Below are 20,186 nucleotides of genomic sequence, written 5' to 3'. Positions count from 1 at the left end.
AATTACCCATGACCACTTCTAACCGCCGCTATCACATTACTACCTTCGGTTGCCAAATGAATAAAGCCGACTCAGAACGCATGGCTGGCATATTAGAAGACATGGGTTTTGAGTTTTCCGAAGATCCCAACAATGCAGATGTCATTCTCTACAATACCTGCACGATTCGGGATAATGCCGAACAAAAAGTTTATTCTTACCTTGGTAGACAAGCCAAGCGCAAACACGACCAACCCGATTTAACTTTAGTCGTGGCTGGTTGTGTCGCCCAACAAGAAGGCGAAGCACTGCTGCGGCGTGTCCCAGAATTAGATTTAGTCATGGGGCCACAACACGCCAACCGCCTCAAAGATTTACTAGAGTCGGTCTTTGCTGGTAATCAAATTGTGGCGACAGAAGCAGTCCACATTATGGAAGATATCACCCAAGCGCGACGGGATAGCACTGTCACAGCTTGGGTAAATGTGATTTACGGCTGTAATGAACGCTGCACTTATTGCGTAGTTCCTAATGTGCGTGGTGTAGAACAGTCCCGCACACCGGCAGCCATCCGCGCTGAAATGGAACAACTAGGAAAACAGGGTTACAAAGAAATTACCTTACTCGGTCAAAATATTGACGCTTACGGACGAGATTTACCAGGTGTCACACCAGAAGGAAGACACCTGCACACCTTTACAGATTTACTGTATTACGTCCATGATGTGCCAGGAGTGGAAAGAATTAGATTTGCTACAAGCCACCCCCGTTATTTTACTGAGAGATTAATTAAAGCTTGTGCAGAATTGCCCAAAGTCTGCGAACACTTCCATATTCCCTTCCAGTCTGGGGATAACGAATTATTAAAAGCAATGGCGCGGGGTTACACTCACGAGAAATACCGCCGGATTATTGACACCATTCGTCAATATATGCCAGATGCGTCTATTAGTGCTGATGCCATTGTGGGTTTCCCTGGAGAGACGGAAGCACAGTTTGAGAATACCTTGAAATTAGTAGATGATATCGGCTTTGACCAATTAAATACTGCTGCTTATTCTCCTCGTCCTGGTACACCTGCGGCATTGTGGGAAAATCAACTGAGTGAAGAAGTCAAAAGCGATCGCCTACAAAGATTAAACCATTTAGTGAACGTGAAAGCAGCCGAGCGATCGCAACGTTACATGGGACGCATCGAAGAAGTGTTAGTAGAAGACCAAAACCCCAAAGACCAAACCCAAGTCATGGGACGCACACGCGGTAATCGTCTCACTTTCTTTACAGGCGATATTAATGAGTTAAAAGGGCAATTGGTGAAAGTAAAAATCACCGAAGTTCGCGCCTTTAGCTTGACTGGTGAACCCATAGAAGTGCGTCAAGCTGTGCAGGTTTAAAGGAATTGACACCACACTAAAATTCACTGTAGCAGTCATATCTGATTTGCGAAAACTCGCAGTGTCCAGATCCCCGACTTCTCGAAGAAGTCGGGGATCTTGTTTCTCACGAATGTTAACGCCAAGATTTTATTTAAAGCGATCGCACCATAATTTATCTCTCAACAAACCCAATTTTAGCTAGGGTTAGTTTTTATCTCACCTAAAATCAATTAAGGTTTGGCGATAGGTGTCTGGTAAACCTGTATCAAAACACTTACCTTGTATGACATAACCTGTCATCCCTTCAGCTTGACATAATTTATCCAAACAAGTTGTTAACTGAAACTCACCACGATAGCGGCTATTTTCCTCAATGCTTTGTGCCAAAAAATCAAAAATTTTCGGTGTCAATATGTATAAACCAAACACACATAAAAATTCATCTTCTGCCATACCTTCTACTCTTAAATTTTGGTGTGCATAATCAATATTTGGCTTTTCTGCTAGTTGTGTGATTGTTAATAGTGAGTTGAACTCTTGCCATACTCCTGCTACACATCCAGCTTTATCGATAATTTCAGCCGACATGGTAGTTAAGCTCACTACACTTTGATTAACTTTTTGATAAATTTCAATAAGTTGTCGCGCACAAGATTTATCAATGTCAGATTTATAGACATGATCACCCAACATTACTAAAAATGGCTCATTTTGTACCCATTCTTTAGCACAGAATACTGCGTGACCATACCCTTCTTGTTGTTGTTGAGTTAATAGAACAACTTTCTGACCTAATTCTTGCAGATATTGACTATATTCTTGATTGGATGGTGAGAGTTTTTGCCAAAGTTCTGGTGTGGGTGGATTGTGAAATAAATCGGCGAAAATCTCTACATCGTCAGGTTGGACAACAATACCTACTTCTGTAATACCTGCGCTAATGGCTTCTTCCACAATTGCTAAAATTACAGGTTTTGCTCTCCCTGTTTCGTCAATAATCGGGAATAGTTCTTTCTTGAGAACTTTGGTGGCGGGAAATAATCTAGTACCAAAACCAGCCGCCGGAATTACTGCTTTTTTGATTTTATTTATGCTCATAAAAATTGAATTGTATATATGAATATGAATAGGTTAAGATTATGTCAAAGCTAAGACTTCTGATATTGCTTGAAATAATATATCTGTTTCTATTGGCTTAACTAAGTGCTTTTGAAAGCCAGCATCTAAGGCTTGTTGTTGGTTAATCTCCCCTGCATAGGCTGTAAGAGCGATCGCCGGAATTTCCCCCCCTTTTTCTAAAGGCATCGCTCGAATTAATCGCATGAGTGTGTAACCATCAATTCCGGGCATTCCAATATCACTTAATAGTAAATCAACTGGAAATTTAGCGATCATTTCTAAAGCTTCGCCGGCTGATGTGACTGCTGTGACTTTCGCACCAGATTGTGACAATATGTAAGTGAGAAAGTCACCTGTATCAATATCATCATCCACTACTAATATAGACGAACCCAACAGACTGAAATTACAGTTGCTTTCTCCATCTTTGGGAATGATTTGGGGTCTATCAGATATTAATGGTAATCTGACTGTAAATGTTGCCCCCTTCCCTTCGCCTTCACTACTAGCGGTAACAGTCCCACCATGTAGTTCTGTGAGATGCTTAACAATAGCTAGTCCTAAACCTAGTCCACCAAACTGTCTTGTTAGTGTACCATCCGCTTGGCGAAAATAATCAAATACATAGGGAAGAAATTCTGCACTAATGCCTTTACCATTATCTTTAACTTGAACTTGGGCATAGTTATTAATTTGTTGTAAAATAACTTGTATCCTTCCCTCGTTAGGCGTAAATTTGACGGCATTAGCTAGCAAATTCCAGATAATTTGTTGTAATCTAGCTGCATCACCAGCCACCACTCCAATATTGTGATCTAATATTGTTTCTAAACCAATATTTTTTGCTTCTCTTGCTAGTCTGACAGTTTCTTGGGCTTCTAAGATTGTGTTAGTTAAATCTACAGGCTGAATATTTAAATTGATTTTTCCTTGTTGGATGCGAGAAACATCTAATAAATCTTCAATAAGTTGAATTTGTAATTTGGCATTGCGTTCAATAGTTTCTATCCCTCGCATCTTTGTAGCCTCATCCAAATTACTCCTTTTTAATAAGGTTGCCCAACCTAAAATCGGGTTTAAGGGAGTACGCAATTCATGGGAAAGAACGGCTAGAAATTCATCTTTTAACCGATTGGCTTTTTCTGCTTCACTTCTCGCATTTTGTTCACGCTGGAGTAATTCATCTTTCTCGCGGTGGGATTCTTCTAAAGAAGTATTGGTTTTAGCCAATGATTGATTGAGTTGGATGAGTTTTTCTGATAATTCTGCACGGACTTGATATTCCCCCCGTCGGACTCTTTCTACTGCTAACTCTACTTGAATTTTTGACCGTTCTGTAATCGCAATCCCCACAAATAAACTGACGATACACTGTACTAATAGACTCAACTTGTGAACGTGTAGCACCTCTGCTTCTACCGGAAATGTCGGTAAGGACATGGCGTTGGGATAAGCAACTAAATAAAAGAATAATGTCACCAATACGCAAAAACTGGAGATTAACATCCCACAGGTGACACCAAAGCGAGTTGCAGCCCAAATTACAGGAATAAAGCTTAAAAAAGATAATTGCTGAAATCTAAAGCCATCCTCATGAGTTTCAGCGACGGTGAGAGAAGCGATCGCCACACAAAGTAAAATGATGGTGCTGAATTCTAAGAGAAAGCGGCGGGAAGGCGGGAAACTAGGTGAAACGAATGAAGAGTTTAAAGGTTCAGCACTGGATAAACAGCCGTGAGATTGCAGATAAGGAGTAATCACTAACAAAGCCGTCGGGGTAATAGCCATGATTCCCATTGCATTACCTAACCACCAATGGGGAATACTATTCCCTAAATTGGTAATTGACATTTTATCTATAGCCACCAGAGTCAAGTTACCAACAATCGCTAAAGTTGCACTGGCAATTAGAGGTACGCTGAAAATAAAAAAGGCAACATCTTTGAGGGTATTGAGTGTGCGAGAACCTTGCCAAAAATAACGGTAAAATAGCCAAGCCACCAGAGGTTCTATCATATCCGGCAAAGCAATCAAGCGTTCCCAGCCATGAAACCCCCAGGCGGGAGACATCAAAAAAGCAGCAATGCCAGTGAGGATAATACCACAAGGGCCAAACCAAAAAGTTAAGGCGATCGCTACCCCAGAAGGGGGAAACCACAGCGACACTCCAGGCTGAATGCGGTAAATCAACGCCATCCCATGAGCCGCAATCAAAGCTAGTAAACCCAAAAGTGAAATCATTAGCCATCGGCCGATGGTCGAGATTTGCCTGGAGTTTATTATGCGTTGCATAATCAATCTGTGCTGTGTACTGGACTGGAGCAGGTTACAAATTTGCTAATAGTCTGAATTTGTAATTCGCTGGGAAGTAGTTGGGCGCAAATCAGTAAACAATAGTATTGTTATCCAATTTTTACCAATTTTAATTTGTGATCACTAATCTTTAGACTTGATTATTTCAACGATTGCAGCAAAGCAGCCTTTTCTGTAATTAATCTCAGTTTCTGAATGCAATCCTGTGTTTTGGTGTTCGTAACAAAGATATTCCGATCATCAGTATCCAGATTTCCCACAAAATAAATCCTACAGGAGTGAATTCCCACACTGGCATTGAGGGAATCACCGTTGCTAATAGTTCACTTTGTCCTAACACTAACAAAGGTACTGTCATCAATCCAAAGTAAGCAACCCAGGATTTGAATAATGGTGAGTGCAGCATTGCCATTCCAACGCCCAAAGTCCAGAATACAAGCAAAGTTTGACCTAGATATTCACCAATCACCACACCACCATATTGATGCACTACCTGATAGATAACGCTGATAGTTTCCCGTGTTGTCTTACTAGCTGTAGGATTGTTGTATAGGTTCGCCAAGATAGGAACAACAAATACCCACCGCATTAACCCGACAGACTGGAGTATTCCTGAAAGTGCGCCCATCAACGTAGCTGTTTTGAGGTACGGTGTATCCTCCTGTGCGATAATTTGGTGTAGCAGAGTGCTGGCGGGAATAAACAACAAGGCAGCCAACCCGAAGATAAACCAAGTCAAAATTAATCCCGCACCACCAGCTTGAAACTTTTGCAACACATAGTCTACAGGTTCTCTGAGGATATCGTCATATTCAAAGTTTTGAATCAGCAATATATAAGGGATATTAAGAAGCACAACCAGGAAAATAAAGAATATCCCCGTAATTTTAACTAGACTGGCACGATTCATTTAGCACCTCCATGCCAGTATTTAACTAGCGATCGCTCTACTTTCATTCCCTGTGCTAGCTTCTCTAACATCCCGATTAATAAAGTTTGTACAAATAGCGGTATACCGACAATCACTAAGTCTGCTTTTTTCAGCAATAAAGCCAATTGCAGCAGATTGGTTGGCATTCCTTCATGATTCACCTTGCCATCAATCGCTAAACCATACATTCCCCGAATAAACTGCTCAAATCCAGTCGCTGGCTGATTTTCACTAGTAAACGCCACCCACTGATCGCAAGGATTATGGAAACTGTGATGTACACCTGCGGGAACGTGTAGACTCTCGCCTGCATATAGCGTCCGCCAATTTCCCTTTTGACCAAATTCCATTTTGAGACAACCTGCAATCACAGTAAAAGTCTCACTCATTTGGGTATGGTAGTGCAGTGGACTACCTTTAGCATGGGGAGGCAAATCAAAGCGGATTTTGGCATAAGCCTCACCACTTTCTAAAATAGTCATGCGATCGCCAGTCACAGGATTGACAATTACTTCTGGCTGTTGTTGTCTAGAAATTATAGGATTCATCTGCAAAACTCCCTTAAGTGTTAACTGACCACACTTAAACAATAAGTTTTCGACTAAATCCTGAATTGACACATCCTGCCAATAAGTTGACTAATCACGCCAGTGAGTGCTGAGTGCTGAGTTGTGAGTAATGAGTAATAAGTAATAAGTAATAAGTAATGAGTAATGAGTGATGTTAGCGGTGGCAAGGCGTTTAGCCGGTGCTGGGAAAATTCTACCTTGTCTACCTTGTCTACCTTGTCCCCTTCCCAATCCCCAGTCCCCAGTCCCCAATCCCCAATCCCCAATCCCCAGATCCCACATGAAAGAAGCCACCTTTTCCGTCTACATCACACGAGGTATTGTACAGTTCGCCGCAGCGAAATATGGAATTGATGGCGATCGCCTGTGTCAAGATGTGGGAATTGACCCTAGTTTATTGAAAATGCCTGATCAGCAAGTTCCAGGAACTCTGCACAGTGCTTTGTGGCAAGAGGTAGTCAAGCGCACAGATGCTAACTTTGCTCTCCACTTGGGTGAAGCTTTTAACCTCGCCACTTTTGGCATTGTTGGTTATGTCTTAGTCAACTGTCAAACATATCGGGAAGTTCTAGAAAAACTCTCTCGATATACCAGACTCTTTAGTCAAGGCGCATACATTCATTTTTCTGAGGCTGATGGTTTCGTATTTTGCGACTGCGACATTGTAGAGGACGTGAAAAATTACTTACTAGAACAACCACGATATGCAATTGAGAGTACCTTTGCATCACTGCTCACTGCAACCCCAGTTTTAACAGGAAAGCCGCTTCTACTTCAAGCAGTCTGGTTTAAATATCCGCGTCCTGATGACATCTCTGAATATGAACGCATATTTGCCACAGGCTTACATTTCTCTATGCCAACAAATCGCGTCATTTTCGATGCTAACTGCTTGAATTGGTCAATTTTATCAGCTAATCCTCATCTTCTCACTGTCTTTGAACAACACGCACAAACCATGCTGGAGGCGATGAATCGAGAGGATGATTACACTAGAAAGGTTGTGCAGGAAATCATCAAACAACTCAAGGGAAATCTCCCTCCCATAGAAGCAGTAGCCCGAAATTTAGCCATTAGTGTGCGTCAGCTACAGCGAGAATTACAAGCTGAAGGCACATCTTATCAGCAACTTTTAGACCAAACTCGCAAAGAATTAGCCCTGCGGTATTTACAATCTCCTCACACCCCAATTTATGATGTAGCGTTCCTCTTGGGCTTTTCTGAACCTAGTGCTTTTCACCGCGCTTTTAAAAGATGGACGGGACAAACGCCAAAAGCTTATCGCTCATTATCTGACTGAGACACATGAATCAATTCAAAATTCAAAATTCAAAATTCAAAATTCAAAACAACCACCCACAAGGGGGAGTGGCGTAGGCGGGCTGAGGGGATTGTTGCGCGAACTTTAAATAGAAGTGCGATCGCCAAGCTACGATTTGAAGATTGTGAACGCTATGCTCAACGTTACAAATAATCTAATTTCATCAACCTACAGTTATAAGTGCTAACTGTGAGTGCTAGAAAAGATTTCTCTAACACTCATAACAGCAGCATTTATGGTATTTTTAAAAGTGAGTAGAGCAAATTGTCTGCGCTCAACATCATCATTGTGAAATGATATTAGTTGTTCACATTAATTTTATTAACCCTAATTGTCTGGGTTAATTTAGTTGACTAATCATCGCAAAAGTTATCGACTCTGATATCTCGCCAAATATCAGAAACCTGCCACCCAGAGTTACCAACAGACTGGACTAAAGGATAGTCACGTTGTGGAATATAGTATGGTTGTTTTGCTTCAATATATGAACTGGATTTCTCTTCGGCGATAGGTTCTTGGTCTGCCAAATTATCAGATGGAAGACTTTGGTCTTGCGCTTCCTCCATCATTTTTATTTTCTCCATGAGGAGTTTTTCTGATTTTTTGATTAGTCTTATATCCATTTGCTCTGCTCAGTTTGAAAGATTGACAGTAAAAAGAGAATCTAAACGCCGATTCTTGGACAGACAATAAAGTTCTTCAAGAATCAAGATGTAGATCCGTAAGAAAGTTTTATGAACTTAGTGTTGAAAAAATTACCCAAGGAAATCTAGGATACAGCAATTTTATGGAAAATAGGTAGTGTTGTCCTCAGAAATTTCTTAAATTAAACATAAAGAATTACAACAAAATTGCATCGGCTCTCAGGAGTATTTACGAGTATGCCATCTCAGACTTTATGCCATGATTGCATTTTTCACGTTCAAACACAGGATCAAGTAGAGTGTATTCACCCCGATGAAATTGGAATTAACTGTTCTGTGGTGGTTTTTTGCAGTTCATTTCAACCACTCCAAGAAGTTGATAGTCCTTGCGTAACCTTTGGTCAAGATGACACTTAAGCTCGATACATGGAGGAAAGTAGAGAAAGCTGAGAAATAAACATCCCCATAAGAAAAACCCCATGCAAAAGAACATGGGGTGTGTAAATTCAAAATTCAAAATTTCAAAAGAAATCTTAGCATCAACAAGGAGGATATTGCATTTAATCTTCCCTAACTCCTGATCCCTACCATCTTCCTAGTTCAAGCTTTTGTATAATTTTCGATCACCTTAGCAAAGTCTGGGATGGCTTCCTCTATATGCTTTTTAGCTGAACCACGGAACTTATCATATGTTCCACGCACGATAGAGCGAGTGCTGCTTTTAACTCTGGTATCCGTGACACTAAGTAGGGCATCGGCAGTGAGAGAACGACTAGCAATTAAGTGTGCTACGGGATCTCCTTTCTGTGTACCTTCGCTCCAGATAGGATCGATCGCATTAAACCATGGTGGTAGTAGCTGTTCAATAATGTAGGGAATGTATCCTGGTTTAACTCCTTTCAAAGCGGCAAAAGCAGCTTTCAGGGCGATACCACTGACACCAGATTTAGACGCTAGCTGGTTTTCTATCATGTTGCAGCAATCATCTACAACCATAGCTTTTTTGTTAGGGTCTAAGAGTCCTTCACTCAGTCCCATGTCACTCCTCCTTCATTTCACTCTGTCTGATGTTTATTCAATTAGTTTCCCCTTTTACCAGGAAATTACAAAAAATACTATCAGAGCCAGAGTCATCTAAGACTTTGGATTTTGGATTTTCAGACTAGATATATAGACATCTTGAACTGCGGACATCAGAAAAACATGAAAAAGTCTTTCCCTTACACCCCTATACCCCTACACCCCTTTTCCCCGCTAGACTAATACTTTTGCAATAAAGCCGACAAAGAATTATGTTTACGCCAATCAACTAAATCAGCTAAGGATTCCTTACCCCTATCTAAAGGGTGCTTTTGTTCTGGTGGTAGAACCTTCATAGCAGATGTTTGGCGTGAGGACGTAGGCGCGATCGCCCTTATGGGTTGTGCCGATGCTAAGACTGGCTGGGGTTTTACAGTCCGCCTAGCTATTCTTTGACGGCGATTAACTGTTGATGTCCGAGTTGTAGCCACACGTTGATTTGCCACTGTAGCAGGTTGTTGAGGCTGGTTAATTAACCGGAGAATCACCCAGCAACCACTAGCACAACTAAAAGCGATCGCCACAACCATCCACAATGGGATAGGATTACTCACATCGGTATTAGCACTAACAGGTACTTCTACCACAGCCGGAACTGATTCTGACTCTGGCTGTTCCACATCACTCACATAAATTATGCTATGCAAAGCAAGAGTCGCAGATCCTATACACGTTGCTAACAAACCGATCAATAACAGCAAAGGATGGCGTGTCAGCAGAAACATGAAAAAGTTGAACCTTCTTTTTTTTGATTCTGCTTTGGTTTTGTTTACCTGGGTTAGCTCATGCTGTAAGCTTTGACTGTTTTCCATGATCAATTACAGATTGTTTCCCCTCTAGTCCATAGATTGTACTAAAGGGGCGCGCTATCAGGTATCCGTAGCCAATTTTCAAAGTATAGTAACTTTTTTGTGCTATCTAGGCTACAAAATGAGGAAGAGGGCAGGGGCAGGGGGAATTAAATTCAATGCCCTAGCTAATCGTGCCTTTTACCTTTTGCCTTTTACCTTTATTGCGAATTGCGAATTGCGAATTGCGAATTGCGAATTGGTTTTATTGATGTCTCTCTAATGCCAACTGAATTAAACGATCTACTAGTTCTGGGAAGGGAACGCCGCTATAAGACCAGAGTTGAGGATACATACTAGTAGCTGTGAATCCAGGTAAAGTGTTAATCTCATTGATCAAGACTTCTCCGGTGGCTTCCACATAGAAAAAATCTACCCTGGCTAACCCAGCTGCATCAACGGCAGCAAAGGCTTTTATGGCTAATTCTTGGACTTGGCGACTAATTTCGTTGGGGATGGATGCGGGTATCAGTAAATCTGCTTTACCTTCAGTATATTTAGTTTCATAATCGTAGAAGTCGCTATTGAACGTAATCTCTCCAACGACAGAGGCTTGGGGGTTGTCATTACCTAAAACGGCACATTCTACTTCTCTAGCTGTAACTCCGGCTTCTACAATAATGCGACGGTCATAACTAGCGGCTTGATCTAAAGCTGCTTCTAATTCTTGGCGCGATCGCACTTTACTAATCCCCACCGATGAACCAAGGTTGGCAGGTTTGACAAAGCAAGGATAGCCCAATTCCGCCTCAATGTCGTCGCACAATTTCGGAAACACGCAAGGATTTGACCACACCTGCGCTCTAGTAACGGCTTTATATTTTACTTGAGGTATGCCTGCTTGCTCAAAGGCCATTTTCATGGCTATTTTATCCATCCCCAAAGCCGAACCTAAAACCCCAGAACCCACAAACGGCACTTGCATTAAAGTGAGTAAACCTTGAATCGTCCCGTCTTCCCCATTCGGCCCGTGCAGAATCGGAAACCACACATCTACTTCTGCAACTTGAGAAGGTGATTGCCAACGCTCAAGGGCTGGGGTTTTACCATGAGAAACTAAATCATGTGTTTCGGAAGCTGAACTATTGGGTGCATCTAACACAGGTACACCTGATTGCAGAACTTGTTGCGGGGCTTCGCCTGCTAGCCAACGGCCGTTTTTTTCAATATAAAAAGGCAATATTTCGTACTTATGACCATTTTCCGCCGCACTCAGGGCTTTAGCGATCGCCCGTGCGGAACTAATAGAAACTTCATGTTCTCCAGAACGACCACCAAACAGTAATCCTACCCGCAACTTGTTCATTACTTTTACCTCTACACTCCTGACGCAGATAGCGTATCACCGAATCCAACAAAAGTAAAAAACCCCGTCCCAAAAAACTCTCAGCGTCGCTTTGCGTTTAATGTTCTCCACCATTCCACACACAACAAAACTGCTGCTAAAATGCCTAAATGTTAACAAAGCAACGTCCCCAAATTACCGAACCTGGATGGTCTTTAAATGAAAGAGATCCAGAGTTTATCAAGTCCATCATGCCCTTTTTGGGTTTCTTCTACCATTACTACTTCCGTGTGCAAACCAGTGGTTGGGAACATATCCAGCCACAGGGAAAAGTGTTAATTGTTGGTTCTCACAATGGGGGACTAGCCGCACCGGATATGTTGATGATGATGTATGACTGGTTTCATCGCTTTGGTGTCGAAAAACCTGCCTATGGTTTAATGCACCCCAAAGCGTGGCAAATTAGTCTCCCAGTCGCACAATTAGCCGCCAAAACTGGCGCAGTCATGGCTCATCCCAAAATGGCGATCGCAGCTTTGCGTTCTGGTGCTAGTGTGTTGGTATATCCTGGCGGTGCAGAAGACGTATTTCGCCCCCATCATCTACGTAATCAAATTTATTTTGCGGGTAGGCAAGGTTTCATCAAATTAGCATTGCGGGAAAACGTGCCAATTGTACCTGCAATTTCCTATGGGGCGCATGATACATTGATTGTCTTAGCTGACATATACAAGGTAGTGTCACAGTTGCATGATTGGGGAATGCCTTGGTTGTTGAATATTGATCCAGAAGTATTTCCCATTTATTTAGGCTGGCCTTGGGGATTAGCAATAGGCCCCTTACCTAACATTCCTTTCCCTGTACAGATTCACACTAGGGTTTGTCCACCCATTATATTTGAACGCTACGGGCGGGAAGCTGCAAGCGATCGCGAATACGTCAACGAATGTTATCAATTAGTAGTCACTAAAATGCAGCAAGAATTAGACCAATTAGTCTTAGAAAATTCCCACTCCCAAACTCAATCATAAAATCAGGCTGTTGAGACTTGATATAAAATTTCTACGCATATTTCCCTATTCCCCAATCCCCAGTCCCCAATCCCCAGTCCCCAATCCCCAATCCCCAACCCCCATAATCGGTAACAAAACCTGAGAAGCACCACAATCAACAGTCAACGTGATGATTTGAGCATTCATCAAACTCTCACTACTCAATACAGCCCCATTGCCAGAGTTCATTGTATACGCTGGGTAACACGCTAAACTCAAACTCAAACGCAAACAATTACCTTTGGCTATACGTATACATATTGGCTGTAATTGTATTTTTCTCGTGATGCTGTGTTTCCCATCTCGGCAATGTAAATAACCTTGCGTCATGTTAAAAACTCTGCCATCAGGATCAACTTGCGACAACACAGCGCACAAATCATAACTATCTTGGTCTGATTGACAACAAATTTCTACTAATACATCGCCCAAGAGACTTAAATCTGCGGTTAAAGGTGCGCTGGTGTAGGTTAAAACATCAGACCGACAATCAATCTGCGATCGCTCAAACACACCAGCCGGAATCCCTGCATGACCTCCGATTGCTGGCACCGGTCGCCAAGGGTCATGGACTAATACATCTGGGGCATGGGGCATGGGATATGGGGCATGGGAAATCAGTTTTCCTGCATCTTCTCTAATACTGGCTAGTCCTGTACTTGACAGAAAATAGTATTTGTGTAATGGTATGATCAAGCCGGAGAGTTTCTGCCAAACATTGCTACCTATTTCAAACAAGCATACAGGAGGCTGATCCAATAAACCTGTATCTACACCCTTGAGAAACTGGTCAAACCAACGAATCTGCATTTCGTCTATGGGACTAGCTGCTAGTTGACCAAAATCAGCCGCGCCAACTTTTCGTCCCCAAGGTAAATGCGCCCAAGGGCCGATAATTAAATGTTGGGGAGTAGCTGCACGCGCTACCATATCTTTGTAGAGGTGCAGTGTTCCGCGCAGATAGGTATCAAACCAACCACCGATATGTAACATCGGTAAATCAACCCCTGCAAAATGGCTTTTGGGTGAAAGTTCTTGCCAATAGTCATCAGGTTCGCTATGGGCTACCCAATCGTGATAAAAAGATTCTGGGGCGAGTTGTTGCAGAATTTCAGGATGATTTAGCGGCAGATTGCGGGATGCAGTTAATAAGGCTTGATATGCTGCTTGATCACCGCGTAATCTTGCTGTTTCTGTCGCCAATTGTACCGCCCAAGCTAAGTTAGTGTGCAAACAAAATGCACCACCTTCATAAGCCCAATCAGCATACAAATCATAACCAATCATCGCCGGACAAATAGTTTTCAGGGCTGGGGGTTTGGCGATCGCGGCATATAATTGAGTCATTCCCTGATAGGAAAAGCCATACATTCCCAACATTCCATTACTACCCGGTAGACTCGCAGCCCAATTGACGCTATCTGCGCCGTCAGCAACCTCATACTGGAATAACTGAAATTCACCCTGGGAAGTACCGCGTCCCCGCACATCTTGAATCACAACAATATAGCCATGAGCCGCATACCACATAGGATGAGCATAAACCACAGTGGATGCGATCGTTCTCCCATAGGGTTGTCGCATCAATAACACAGGAAACTCACCTGCTGCATCAGGACGATAGATATCTGCGTCAAGGCGTACACCATCGCGAGTGTACATAGAGGCCGATTCTTTGGGAAGGATTTTGTACATGACTTGCAATGAGAAAAAAATTCAGCTATCCATACCGATTGCTGAATTCTGCAAAATCATATCCTATTTGTCAATCAATACCATCAACTCAAATTCACAACCCAAGAATCAAAATATCTCTCTCTAAATCCCCAGTCCCCTACTTCCCCAATACCTCAACCCTGCTGCACTCGTCGCTCAAATTCCTCACGGGTGTTTTCCACAACTTTTAAAGCAGATGTATAGATACTCTCATTTTCCTGCTTTAACCAATTCAAAAGACGAGACATCTGGGCATTTCTTAAATCTAAGTCTGTCTGAAAAATAATAGAAGTCGCCATTACTTGAGCGTACTGAGGTGGATGTCCTTGCTCTACAAAAGTAGCAATTAGTCCCGCTAACGCTCCGTGACGTGCTTGATCAGAGGAAGCTTCTGTAGACATGATGTTGTTCAAAAAAATAATCGTTGAAAACATCCTATGTTATGTTCCTAAACTTTTAAAAACCGTATTATTACTTAATTTGATCCAATTTTTATAGGAGAGCAACCACTATTGTGTTTTAGAAAAAAATACTTTAAAAACAACAAAAAAAACAAATTTGCAGATTAAAACTAACATTTTTCAGCAAAAATATTTTAAAAATATACAACTAAAACTGAAAACGTACATTTTTATTGTTTCAGTGTGTTTCTTTTTGTATTTCTTTACAAATTTCCTCCTGTCAAAGTCTTTACATTCATGAAGAGACGCGTCTAATATTGATTCAGTAAGACGCAGGCAACCGCCGAGCTAATACTGAAAATCAACAATGAGTTTAAGGTGTAAAACAATGGCAGTAGAAAAAACTAATTCTTCCTCCAGCTTGGCAGAAGTTATTGATCGTATCTTAGACAAAGGTATCGTTGTAGATGCTTGGGTTCGTGTTTCTTTAGTTGGTATTGAACTATTAGCAATCGAAGCCCGCATCGTGATTGCATCCGTAGAAACCTACCTGAAATATGCAGAAGCAGTAGGTCTAACACAGTCCGCCGCAATGCCTGCTTAATTATTCAGTAGATTCTCGAATATCACAGTTAGCTAGTTAGCACTTGTGATATTCCACACTCTTACGGTTCAACTCACAAACAACATTACTTAAGGTACAAAATCATGGCAGTTGAAAAAACCAATTCCTCCTCCAGCTTGGCAGAAGTTATCGACCGTATCTTAGACAAAGGTATCGTTGTAGATGCTTGGGTTCGCGTTTCTTTAGTTGGTATTGAACTATTAGCAATCGAAGCCCGCATCGTGATTGCATCCGTAGAAACCTACCTGAAATATGCAGAAGCAGTAGGTCTAACACAGTCCGCCGCAATGCCTGCTTAATTATTCAGTAGATTCTCGAATATCACAGTTAGCTAGTTAGCACTTGTGATATTCCACACTCTTACGGTTCAATTCACAAACAACATTACTTAAGGTACAAAATCATGGCAGTTGAAAAAACTAATTCCTCCTCCAGCTTGGCAGAAGTTATCGACCGTATCTTAGACAAAGGTATCGTTGTAGATGCTTGGGTTCGTGTTTCTTTAGTTGGTATTGAATTATTAGCAATTGAAGCCCGTATCGTGATTGCATCCGTAGAAACCTACTTGAAATATGCAGAAGCAGTAGGTCTCACACAGTCTGCCGCAATGCCTGCTTAATTATTCAGAATTACCTAATTTGTAATCCTGATATTTATTCTGCTTTTGTTCGCTCATCCTGATACTTCTGAATCAAGAATTATCAAAAAGGAATCAGCGAAAAAAAGCAGGTATTCTATGAGCTACATTTACTGAACATTAACTATCCAGTAAATGTAGTTCCTTGCAGATGTTAATTATATTGCGGAGAACGTCATGACGGCTTTAATACCAAGACTCCGACAAGAGCATCAGTCACTTACTGCGGAAGTCCATCAACTATTCAGAGAGACTCGTGAATTCTTGTCCGAGACAAAAGCTAACAGAGAAGAACAAGCTAGAAAGCAAGCACAAGAATTACACGCATTCCGTGAAGAACTTGAGTATACAACTCAAGATTTTCTCAAGGAAACAGCTAAAACAAGAGATGCTCAAGCTAAAGCACAAGCAAAGTTTTTGTATCAGTTCCACCACAACCTGGAGCAAGATACCCACAACTTTTTAGCGACAACGGCAAAGGACAGAGCTAAAAGAGCTAAAGAACAAAGACAAAATCTGCGCCAATTTCGTCAAGATTTGTTTGCTAGCATTTTCGGTTAGTCTTTAGTCAACGCTCTCAAACAATGAAGTGAATTCATTGGCTGTGCTAGATAGTAAAACCCCCCTATCTTCCAGGTTAAATACTGGTTAGACAAGGGGGCGAATTCAACAATGAGTTTAATGTAAAACTTTGAATATTCTAAAGTATTGCTCGATTTAATGCAAGGAGTTATTCAAATATAGCGGTCTACCCTCAAGTTATTACCTAACATTATATAACTCCTACACTCTAAGGGAGTTATTCATATGTAGATACTATCTAATAGTTTCTATACTTAAAATAACACATAGTTTAGCGATTGTGTGTACTCACATCAATTCTTTTATTTGGCAACATTTCTTTACTGCAACTTCATCTTATGACCCTCACAGCAAATCATACTGTAAATAATAAAAAAAGAGCCGTTCTTCGTGTTCGTCCTGGACAGTTTGTCGTCACACCCGCAATTGAGCGAGTGGCAATCCGTGCATTACGTTATCTCACATCAGGGTTTGCCATTCACTTGCGTGGCCCGGCTGGTACAGGGAAAACAACTTTAGCTATGCACTTAGCTAACTGTCTCGATAGACCAATTATGTTAGTCTTCGGAGACGACGAATTTAAAAGTTCTGATTTAATTGGTAGTGAATCTGGTTACACCCATAAGAAATTACTAGACAACTACATTCACAACGTTGTCAAAGTTGAAGATGAACTCAAACAAAATTGGGTTGATTCTCGATTAACTTTAGCTTGTCGTGAAGGTTTGACCCTCGTCTATGATGAATTCAACCGTTCTAAACCAGAAGTCAATAATGTCTTACTTTCGGCCTTAGAAGAAAAAATTCTCACCCTTCCCCCCAGCAGCAACCAACCAGAATATCTCCACGTTCATCCCCAATTTCGGGCTATCTTTACCTCTAATCCTGAAGAATACTGCGGAGTACATTCAACGCAAGACGCGCTGATGGATAGGTTAGTGACTATTAATATGCCAGAGCCTGATGAACAAACTCAAACTGAGATTATAGTTCATAAAACTGGTATTTCTAGAGAAGATGCTCAGTTAATTGCCCGCTTAGTGAAAGCATTCCGTTTAGGAACAGGTGGAGAAAAGACTTCTGGCTTACGGTCTTGTTTGATGATTGCTAAAGTTTGTTCAGAACACAACATTTTAGTGTTACCAGAGAACACAGATTTTCGAGAAATTTGTGCAGATGTGCTATTTAATCGCACCAATTGGTCTGCTAGTGAAGCTACGACTATTTTCCTAGAATTGCTCAACCAACTGCATACACAGTCAATAGAAGAATCACATCATAACGCTGCATCAGATGAAGCAGTGAACGAGTCAGAAGCAGAGGCAATGGCGGAAAATACTGCGCCTTCCCAGCAAAAAGGCTTAGTGATTAACAAAAATATACCTACAACCGAAGAGTCTAATTAATCGTGACTACCACTCCACTACAGCCAACACGTCCTGCGACTAACTCTAGTCGCACAATTTCTACATCCACACAGGGTTCTACCTTAGCAGATATTCTCGAACGGGTGTTAGATAAGGGAATTGTGATTGCTGGTGATATCTCTGTTTCCATTGCTTCTACGGAACTCTTACATATCCGCATTCGTTTGCTAATTTCTTCCGTTGATAAAGCTCGTGAGATGGGTATAAATTGGTGGGAAAATGACCCCTATCTCAGTAGTAGGTCTCAAGACTTAATTGCAGAGAACCAACAGCTGCATCAACGGCTAGAGAGTTTAGAAACTCAGTTACGGATGTTAACAGCAGCTAAGGAGCAAGAGACTGTAACATTATCTGCTCATACTGAGAATGAAGTTAGTAGTCCAATAGAAGCAGATTCTCAACTTGAGGCTTAGTTAATTTCTGCAAATATTCAGAGTAATCTGGCCTCAAGATCGCAGTAATTTCCAAAACTTTAGAAAAGGTAGATGGCATTATGACAATGGTTTGCACTCCGGTTGAAAATCCTGTTGATTTGCCACTCACCACTTCTAAAGCCAATAACAAAGCAGGTTTAGTTCCTCTACTGTTAACTGTAGTGGAACTAGTGCGTCAGCTGATGGAGGCGCAAGTAATTCGACGCATGGATCAGGGGTGTTTGAGCGAATCTGAACTAGAACGAGCCGCAGAAAGCTTGCAAAAGTTGGAAGAACAAGTTTTAAATTTATGCGAGATTTTTGAAATCACTCCCGCCGACTTAAATATCAATTTAGGGGATGTCGGGACTCTTCTACCATCCCCTGGTTCTTATTATCCTGGTGAACCTGGAACTCAACCTTCAGTGTTAGAGCTATTAGACCGTCTTTTAAACACTGGGATTGTGGTAGATGGCGAGATCGATTTAGGGTTAGCACAACTCAATCTGATTAATGCCAAATTGCGCTTAGTTTTAACATCAAAACCCTTGTAATTAGTTAGTATTTTGCTGATCATGGATTGTGGTTTCTACCTATACGGTATTTTTCCTGATGCAATTCCCTCAACAATTGCCATCAAAGGATTAGATTCTCAGCCAGTATATAGTCAAGTGATTGATGGATTAAGTTTTTTATATTCAGAAGCAAAGCAAGAAAAGTATTTAGCTTCTCGTCGGAATTTAATTAGCCATGAAAAAGTCCTCGAACAAGCCATGCAAGAAGGATTTCGTACACTCCTTCCTTTAAGGTTTGGATTAGTGGTGAAAACTTGGGACACAGTAATTATCCAACTTATTCAACCATACAAAGAGAAACTAGAAGAATTATTTCAAAAATTGCATGACACGCGCGAAGTAAGCATCAAGATTTTTTGGAATCCCAAAGCTGAATTACAAGCCATGATGGAGTCGAATCCCAGTTTGAAGCAGCAGCGCGACCAAATGGAAGGTAAGGCTTTAAGCATGGAGGAAGTCATTCATATTGGACAATTAATTGAAAGTAATTTAACAGCTCGTAAACAATCTGTAATTCAAACTTTCTTTAATGAGTTGAGACCTTTGGCTAATGAAGTTGTAGAAAGTGAACCCATGACAGAGGACATGATTTACAACGCTGCTTTCTTGATTCCATGGGATAAAGAATCTTTATTTAGTGAGCGAGTAGAAGCGATTGATCAACAGTTTGGTGAACGCTTACGCATTCGCTACAATAATTTTACAGCACCATATACATTTGCTCAAATTAATGCTTAGGAGTCAATATTATGTTGGGGAAAATCTTACTATTTCCGGTTATGGGGCCAATCAGTGGACTTGTGTGGATTGGGGAGCAAATTCAAGAGCGTGCTAACACTGAATTTGATGCTAAAGAAAATTTACATAAACAATTATTAAGCCTACAACTATCCTTTGATATGGGCGAAATATCAGAGGAAGAGTTTGAGGAAAAAGAGGAAGAACTGCTGTTGAGAATTCAAGCTTTAGAAGAAGAGTTAAATGTAGATGAAGAAGTAGATGAAGATTTGATATTACCACCGGCCTTGGTGACAGTCTCTGAGTTAAATCTAGATGAAGAGGTAGCAGCAGATGCAGATTTAATCCTGCAACCTGCCTTGGCGACAGTCTCAGAGTTAAATGAAATTTATCAAGAAACTCCACAAATGAGTACAGATTATGAAGATAAGGAAAATCTAGTATTATCACCTTAGTTAAATTCACTGATGATAGTAAGTGTGTTGTTAATACTTTGGTAAGTGTAATTAGGACTGACAGTGAAATCAAATAATTAAAAACCCGCATCTGCGGGTT

General features: G+C 41.2%; 23 protein-coding genes. 13 read left to right on the top strand and 10 right to left on the bottom strand.

Annotation, left to right across the window (positions count from 1 at the left end):
• Positions 1-8: 8 nt before the first annotated feature.
• A complete protein-coding gene (gene miaB, locus ACQFX9_RS20995) occupies positions 9-1,373 on the top strand; it encodes a tRNA (N6-isopentenyl adenosine(37)-C2)-methylthiotransferase MiaB (RefSeq protein WP_427158213.1) in 1,365 nt (454 codons plus the stop codon).
• Positions 1,374-1,571: 198 nt separating this feature from the next.
• Here the strand turns inward: miaB and ACQFX9_RS20990 are convergent, their stop codons facing one another.
• The 4 genes from ACQFX9_RS20990 to ACQFX9_RS20975 form a co-directional block, all read right to left on the bottom strand.
• Positions 1,572-2,453, bottom strand: a complete 882-nt coding sequence (locus tag ACQFX9_RS20990; protein ID WP_427158211.1) for a sugar phosphate nucleotidyltransferase — start codon at positions 2,451-2,453, stop codon at positions 1,572-1,574.
• 39 nt (positions 2,454-2,492) lie between these two features.
• Positions 2,493-4,766, bottom strand: coding sequence for an MASE1 domain-containing protein (locus tag ACQFX9_RS20985; protein ID WP_427158210.1), 2,274 nt, complete (start codon positions 4,764-4,766; stop codon positions 2,493-2,495).
• Between the two features lie 205 nt (positions 4,767-4,971).
• Entirely contained in the window at positions 4,972-5,697 is a 726-nt protein-coding gene (locus tag ACQFX9_RS20980; RefSeq protein ID WP_427158209.1) for a DUF4386 domain-containing protein, read from the bottom strand.
• Positions 5,694-6,266 carry a cupin domain-containing protein gene (locus ACQFX9_RS20975; RefSeq protein ID WP_427158207.1) on the bottom strand — a complete coding sequence of 191 codons (573 nt, stop codon included), beginning with the start codon at positions 6,264-6,266 and terminating at the stop codon, positions 5,694-5,696. The genes ACQFX9_RS20980 and ACQFX9_RS20975 overlap by 4 nt, the downstream gene beginning before the upstream one ends.
• A 172-nt stretch (positions 6,267-6,438) precedes the next feature.
• Between ACQFX9_RS20975 and ACQFX9_RS20970 the strand changes: the two genes are divergently transcribed.
• Positions 6,439-7,587: an AraC family transcriptional regulator gene (locus ACQFX9_RS20970; RefSeq protein ID WP_427158205.1), complete on the top strand. Its 1,149-nt coding sequence runs from the start codon at positions 6,439-6,441 to the stop codon at positions 7,585-7,587.
• A 374-nt stretch (positions 7,588-7,961) separates the two neighbouring features.
• Here the strand turns inward: ACQFX9_RS20970 and ACQFX9_RS20965 are convergent, their stop codons facing one another.
• Complete coding sequence (locus ACQFX9_RS20965; protein WP_427158204.1) at positions 7,962-8,231, bottom strand: hypothetical protein; 270 nt, start codon at positions 8,229-8,231, stop codon at positions 7,962-7,964.
• Positions 8,232-8,489: 258 nt separating this feature from the next.
• Here ACQFX9_RS20965 and ACQFX9_RS20960 point away from each other — a divergent pair, with 258 nt between their 5' ends.
• Entirely contained in the window at positions 8,490-8,669 is a 180-nt protein-coding gene (locus ACQFX9_RS20960) for a hypothetical protein (protein ID WP_427158202.1), read from the top strand.
• Positions 8,670-8,852: 183 nt separating this feature from the next.
• Here the strand turns inward: ACQFX9_RS20960 and ACQFX9_RS20955 are convergent, their stop codons facing one another.
• From ACQFX9_RS20955 to ACQFX9_RS20945, 3 genes are all read right to left on the bottom strand, one after another.
• Entirely contained in the window at positions 8,853-9,290 is a 438-nt protein-coding gene (locus tag ACQFX9_RS20955) for a DUF6918 family protein (RefSeq protein WP_427158201.1), read from the bottom strand.
• 221 nt (positions 9,291-9,511) lie between these two features.
• The gene (locus ACQFX9_RS20950) at positions 9,512-10,144 is read right to left on the bottom strand and encodes a hypothetical protein (protein ID WP_427158200.1); all 633 of its coding nucleotides are present in this window, start codon (positions 10,142-10,144) and stop codon (positions 9,512-9,514) included.
• Between the two features lie 241 nt (positions 10,145-10,385).
• Positions 10,386-11,486, bottom strand: coding sequence for a D-alanine--D-alanine ligase family protein (locus ACQFX9_RS20945; protein WP_427158198.1), 1,101 nt, complete (start codon positions 11,484-11,486; stop codon positions 10,386-10,388).
• Positions 11,487-11,635: 149 nt separating this feature from the next.
• On the opposite strand from ACQFX9_RS20945, the gene ACQFX9_RS20940 reads away from it, so the two are divergent.
• Positions 11,636-12,496: a lysophospholipid acyltransferase family protein gene (locus ACQFX9_RS20940; protein WP_427158197.1), complete on the top strand. Its 861-nt coding sequence runs from the start codon at positions 11,636-11,638 to the stop codon at positions 12,494-12,496.
• 45 nt (positions 12,497-12,541) lie between these two features.
• On the opposite strand, the gene ACQFX9_RS20935 is transcribed toward ACQFX9_RS20940, so the two are convergent.
• Positions 12,542-14,212, bottom strand: a complete 1,671-nt coding sequence (locus ACQFX9_RS20935) for a CocE/NonD family hydrolase (protein ID WP_427158195.1) — start codon at positions 14,210-14,212, stop codon at positions 12,542-12,544.
• A gap of 155 nt (positions 14,213-14,367) precedes the next feature.
• Positions 14,368-14,634 (bottom strand): hypothetical protein, encoded by a 267-nt coding sequence (locus ACQFX9_RS20930; protein WP_427158193.1) that lies wholly within the window; start codon positions 14,632-14,634, stop codon positions 14,368-14,370.
• 388 nt (positions 14,635-15,022) lie between these two features.
• On the opposite strand from ACQFX9_RS20930, the gene gvpA (ACQFX9_RS20925) reads away from it, so the two are divergent.
• The 9 genes from gvpA (ACQFX9_RS20925) (at position 15,023) to ACQFX9_RS20885 (ending at position 20,086) form a co-directional block, all read left to right on the top strand.
• Positions 15,023-15,238: a gas vesicle structural protein GvpA gene (gene gvpA / locus ACQFX9_RS20925; RefSeq protein ID WP_010996411.1), complete on the top strand. Its 216-nt coding sequence runs from the start codon at positions 15,023-15,025 to the stop codon at positions 15,236-15,238.
• Between the two features lie 104 nt (positions 15,239-15,342).
• Positions 15,343-15,558, top strand: a complete 216-nt coding sequence (gvpA, locus tag ACQFX9_RS20920) for a gas vesicle structural protein GvpA (protein ID WP_010996411.1) — start codon at positions 15,343-15,345, stop codon at positions 15,556-15,558.
• A 104-nt stretch (positions 15,559-15,662) separates the two neighbouring features.
• Positions 15,663-15,878 (top strand): gas vesicle structural protein GvpA, encoded by a 216-nt coding sequence (gvpA, locus tag ACQFX9_RS20915; protein WP_010996411.1) that lies wholly within the window; start codon positions 15,663-15,665, stop codon positions 15,876-15,878.
• A gap of 195 nt (positions 15,879-16,073) precedes the next feature.
• Positions 16,074-16,457 (top strand): gas vesicle protein GvpC, encoded by a 384-nt coding sequence (gene gvpC, locus ACQFX9_RS20910; protein WP_427158191.1) that lies wholly within the window; start codon positions 16,074-16,076, stop codon positions 16,455-16,457.
• 359 nt (positions 16,458-16,816) lie between these two features.
• Positions 16,817-17,884 carry a gas vesicle protein GvpN gene (gvpN, locus tag ACQFX9_RS20905; protein WP_427158189.1) on the top strand — a complete coding sequence of 356 codons (1,068 nt, stop codon included), beginning with the start codon at positions 16,817-16,819 and terminating at the stop codon, positions 17,882-17,884.
• Positions 17,885-17,886: 2 nt separating this feature from the next.
• On the top strand, positions 17,887-18,318 hold the full coding sequence (locus tag ACQFX9_RS20900) for a gas vesicle protein (protein WP_103136389.1): 432 nt from the start codon (positions 17,887-17,889) through the stop codon (positions 18,316-18,318).
• Positions 18,319-18,404: 86 nt separating this feature from the next.
• On the top strand, positions 18,405-18,872 hold the full coding sequence (locus ACQFX9_RS20895; protein WP_427162959.1) for a gas vesicle protein K: 468 nt from the start codon (positions 18,405-18,407) through the stop codon (positions 18,870-18,872).
• A 21-nt stretch (positions 18,873-18,893) separates the two neighbouring features.
• A complete protein-coding gene (locus ACQFX9_RS20890; protein WP_427162958.1) occupies positions 18,894-19,631 on the top strand; it encodes a GvpL/GvpF family gas vesicle protein in 738 nt (245 codons plus the stop codon).
• 11 nt (positions 19,632-19,642) lie between these two features.
• The gene (locus tag ACQFX9_RS20885; protein ID WP_427158188.1) at positions 19,643-20,086 is read left to right on the top strand and encodes a gas vesicle protein GvpG; all 444 of its coding nucleotides are present in this window, start codon (positions 19,643-19,645) and stop codon (positions 20,084-20,086) included.
• The last annotated feature ends 100 nt before the right edge of the window (positions 20,087-20,186 follow it).

This window comes from Aliinostoc sp. HNIBRCY26 (genome assembly GCF_050235535.1).
In the GTDB taxonomy this organism is placed as follows: domain Bacteria; phylum Cyanobacteriota; class Cyanobacteriia; order Cyanobacteriales; family Nostocaceae; genus Trichormus.
This window is presented reverse-complemented; position numbering and strand designations above follow the sequence as displayed.

Excerpts from the sequence above, each read along its gene's own strand:
- miaB (WP_427158213.1), top strand. The coding sequence starts at position 9 with ATGACCACTTCTAACCGCCGCTATCACATTACTACCTTCGGTTGCCAA.
- ACQFX9_RS20990 (WP_427158211.1), bottom strand. The coding sequence starts at position 2,453 with ATGAGCATAAATAAAATCAAAAAAGCAGTAATTCCGGCGGCTGGTTTT.
- ACQFX9_RS20985 (WP_427158210.1), bottom strand. The coding sequence starts at position 4,766 with ATGCAACGCATAATAAACTCCAGGCAAATCTCGACCATCGGCCGATGG.
- ACQFX9_RS20980 (WP_427158209.1), bottom strand. The coding sequence starts at position 5,697 with ATGAATCGTGCCAGTCTAGTTAAAATTACGGGGATATTCTTTATTTTC.
- ACQFX9_RS20975 (WP_427158207.1), bottom strand. The coding sequence starts at position 6,266 with ATGAATCCTATAATTTCTAGACAACAACAGCCAGAAGTAATTGTCAAT.
- ACQFX9_RS20970 (WP_427158205.1), top strand. The coding sequence starts at position 6,439 with ATGTTAGCGGTGGCAAGGCGTTTAGCCGGTGCTGGGAAAATTCTACCT.
- ACQFX9_RS20965 (WP_427158204.1), bottom strand. The coding sequence starts at position 8,231 with ATGGATATAAGACTAATCAAAAAATCAGAAAAACTCCTCATGGAGAAA.
- ACQFX9_RS20960 (WP_427158202.1), top strand. The coding sequence starts at position 8,490 with ATGCCATCTCAGACTTTATGCCATGATTGCATTTTTCACGTTCAAACA.
- ACQFX9_RS20955 (WP_427158201.1), bottom strand. The coding sequence starts at position 9,290 with ATGGGACTGAGTGAAGGACTCTTAGACCCTAACAAAAAAGCTATGGTT.
- ACQFX9_RS20950 (WP_427158200.1), bottom strand. The coding sequence starts at position 10,144 with ATGGAAAACAGTCAAAGCTTACAGCATGAGCTAACCCAGGTAAACAAA.
- ACQFX9_RS20945 (WP_427158198.1), bottom strand. The coding sequence starts at position 11,486 with ATGAACAAGTTGCGGGTAGGATTACTGTTTGGTGGTCGTTCTGGAGAA.
- ACQFX9_RS20940 (WP_427158197.1), top strand. The coding sequence starts at position 11,636 with ATGTTAACAAAGCAACGTCCCCAAATTACCGAACCTGGATGGTCTTTA.
- ACQFX9_RS20935 (WP_427158195.1), bottom strand. The coding sequence starts at position 14,212 with ATGTACAAAATCCTTCCCAAAGAATCGGCCTCTATGTACACTCGCGAT.
- ACQFX9_RS20930 (WP_427158193.1), bottom strand. The coding sequence starts at position 14,634 with ATGTCTACAGAAGCTTCCTCTGATCAAGCACGTCACGGAGCGTTAGCG.
- gvpA (WP_010996411.1), top strand. The coding sequence starts at position 15,023 with ATGGCAGTAGAAAAAACTAATTCTTCCTCCAGCTTGGCAGAAGTTATT.
- gvpA (WP_010996411.1), top strand. The coding sequence starts at position 15,343 with ATGGCAGTTGAAAAAACCAATTCCTCCTCCAGCTTGGCAGAAGTTATC.
- gvpA (WP_010996411.1), top strand. The coding sequence starts at position 15,663 with ATGGCAGTTGAAAAAACTAATTCCTCCTCCAGCTTGGCAGAAGTTATC.
- gvpC (WP_427158191.1), top strand. The coding sequence starts at position 16,074 with ATGACGGCTTTAATACCAAGACTCCGACAAGAGCATCAGTCACTTACT.
- gvpN (WP_427158189.1), top strand. The coding sequence starts at position 16,817 with ATGACCCTCACAGCAAATCATACTGTAAATAATAAAAAAAGAGCCGTT.
- ACQFX9_RS20895 (WP_427162959.1), top strand. The coding sequence starts at position 18,405 with ATGGTTTGCACTCCGGTTGAAAATCCTGTTGATTTGCCACTCACCACT.
- ACQFX9_RS20890 (WP_427162958.1), top strand. The coding sequence starts at position 18,894 with ATGGATTGTGGTTTCTACCTATACGGTATTTTTCCTGATGCAATTCCC.
- ACQFX9_RS20885 (WP_427158188.1), top strand. The coding sequence starts at position 19,643 with ATGTTGGGGAAAATCTTACTATTTCCGGTTATGGGGCCAATCAGTGGA.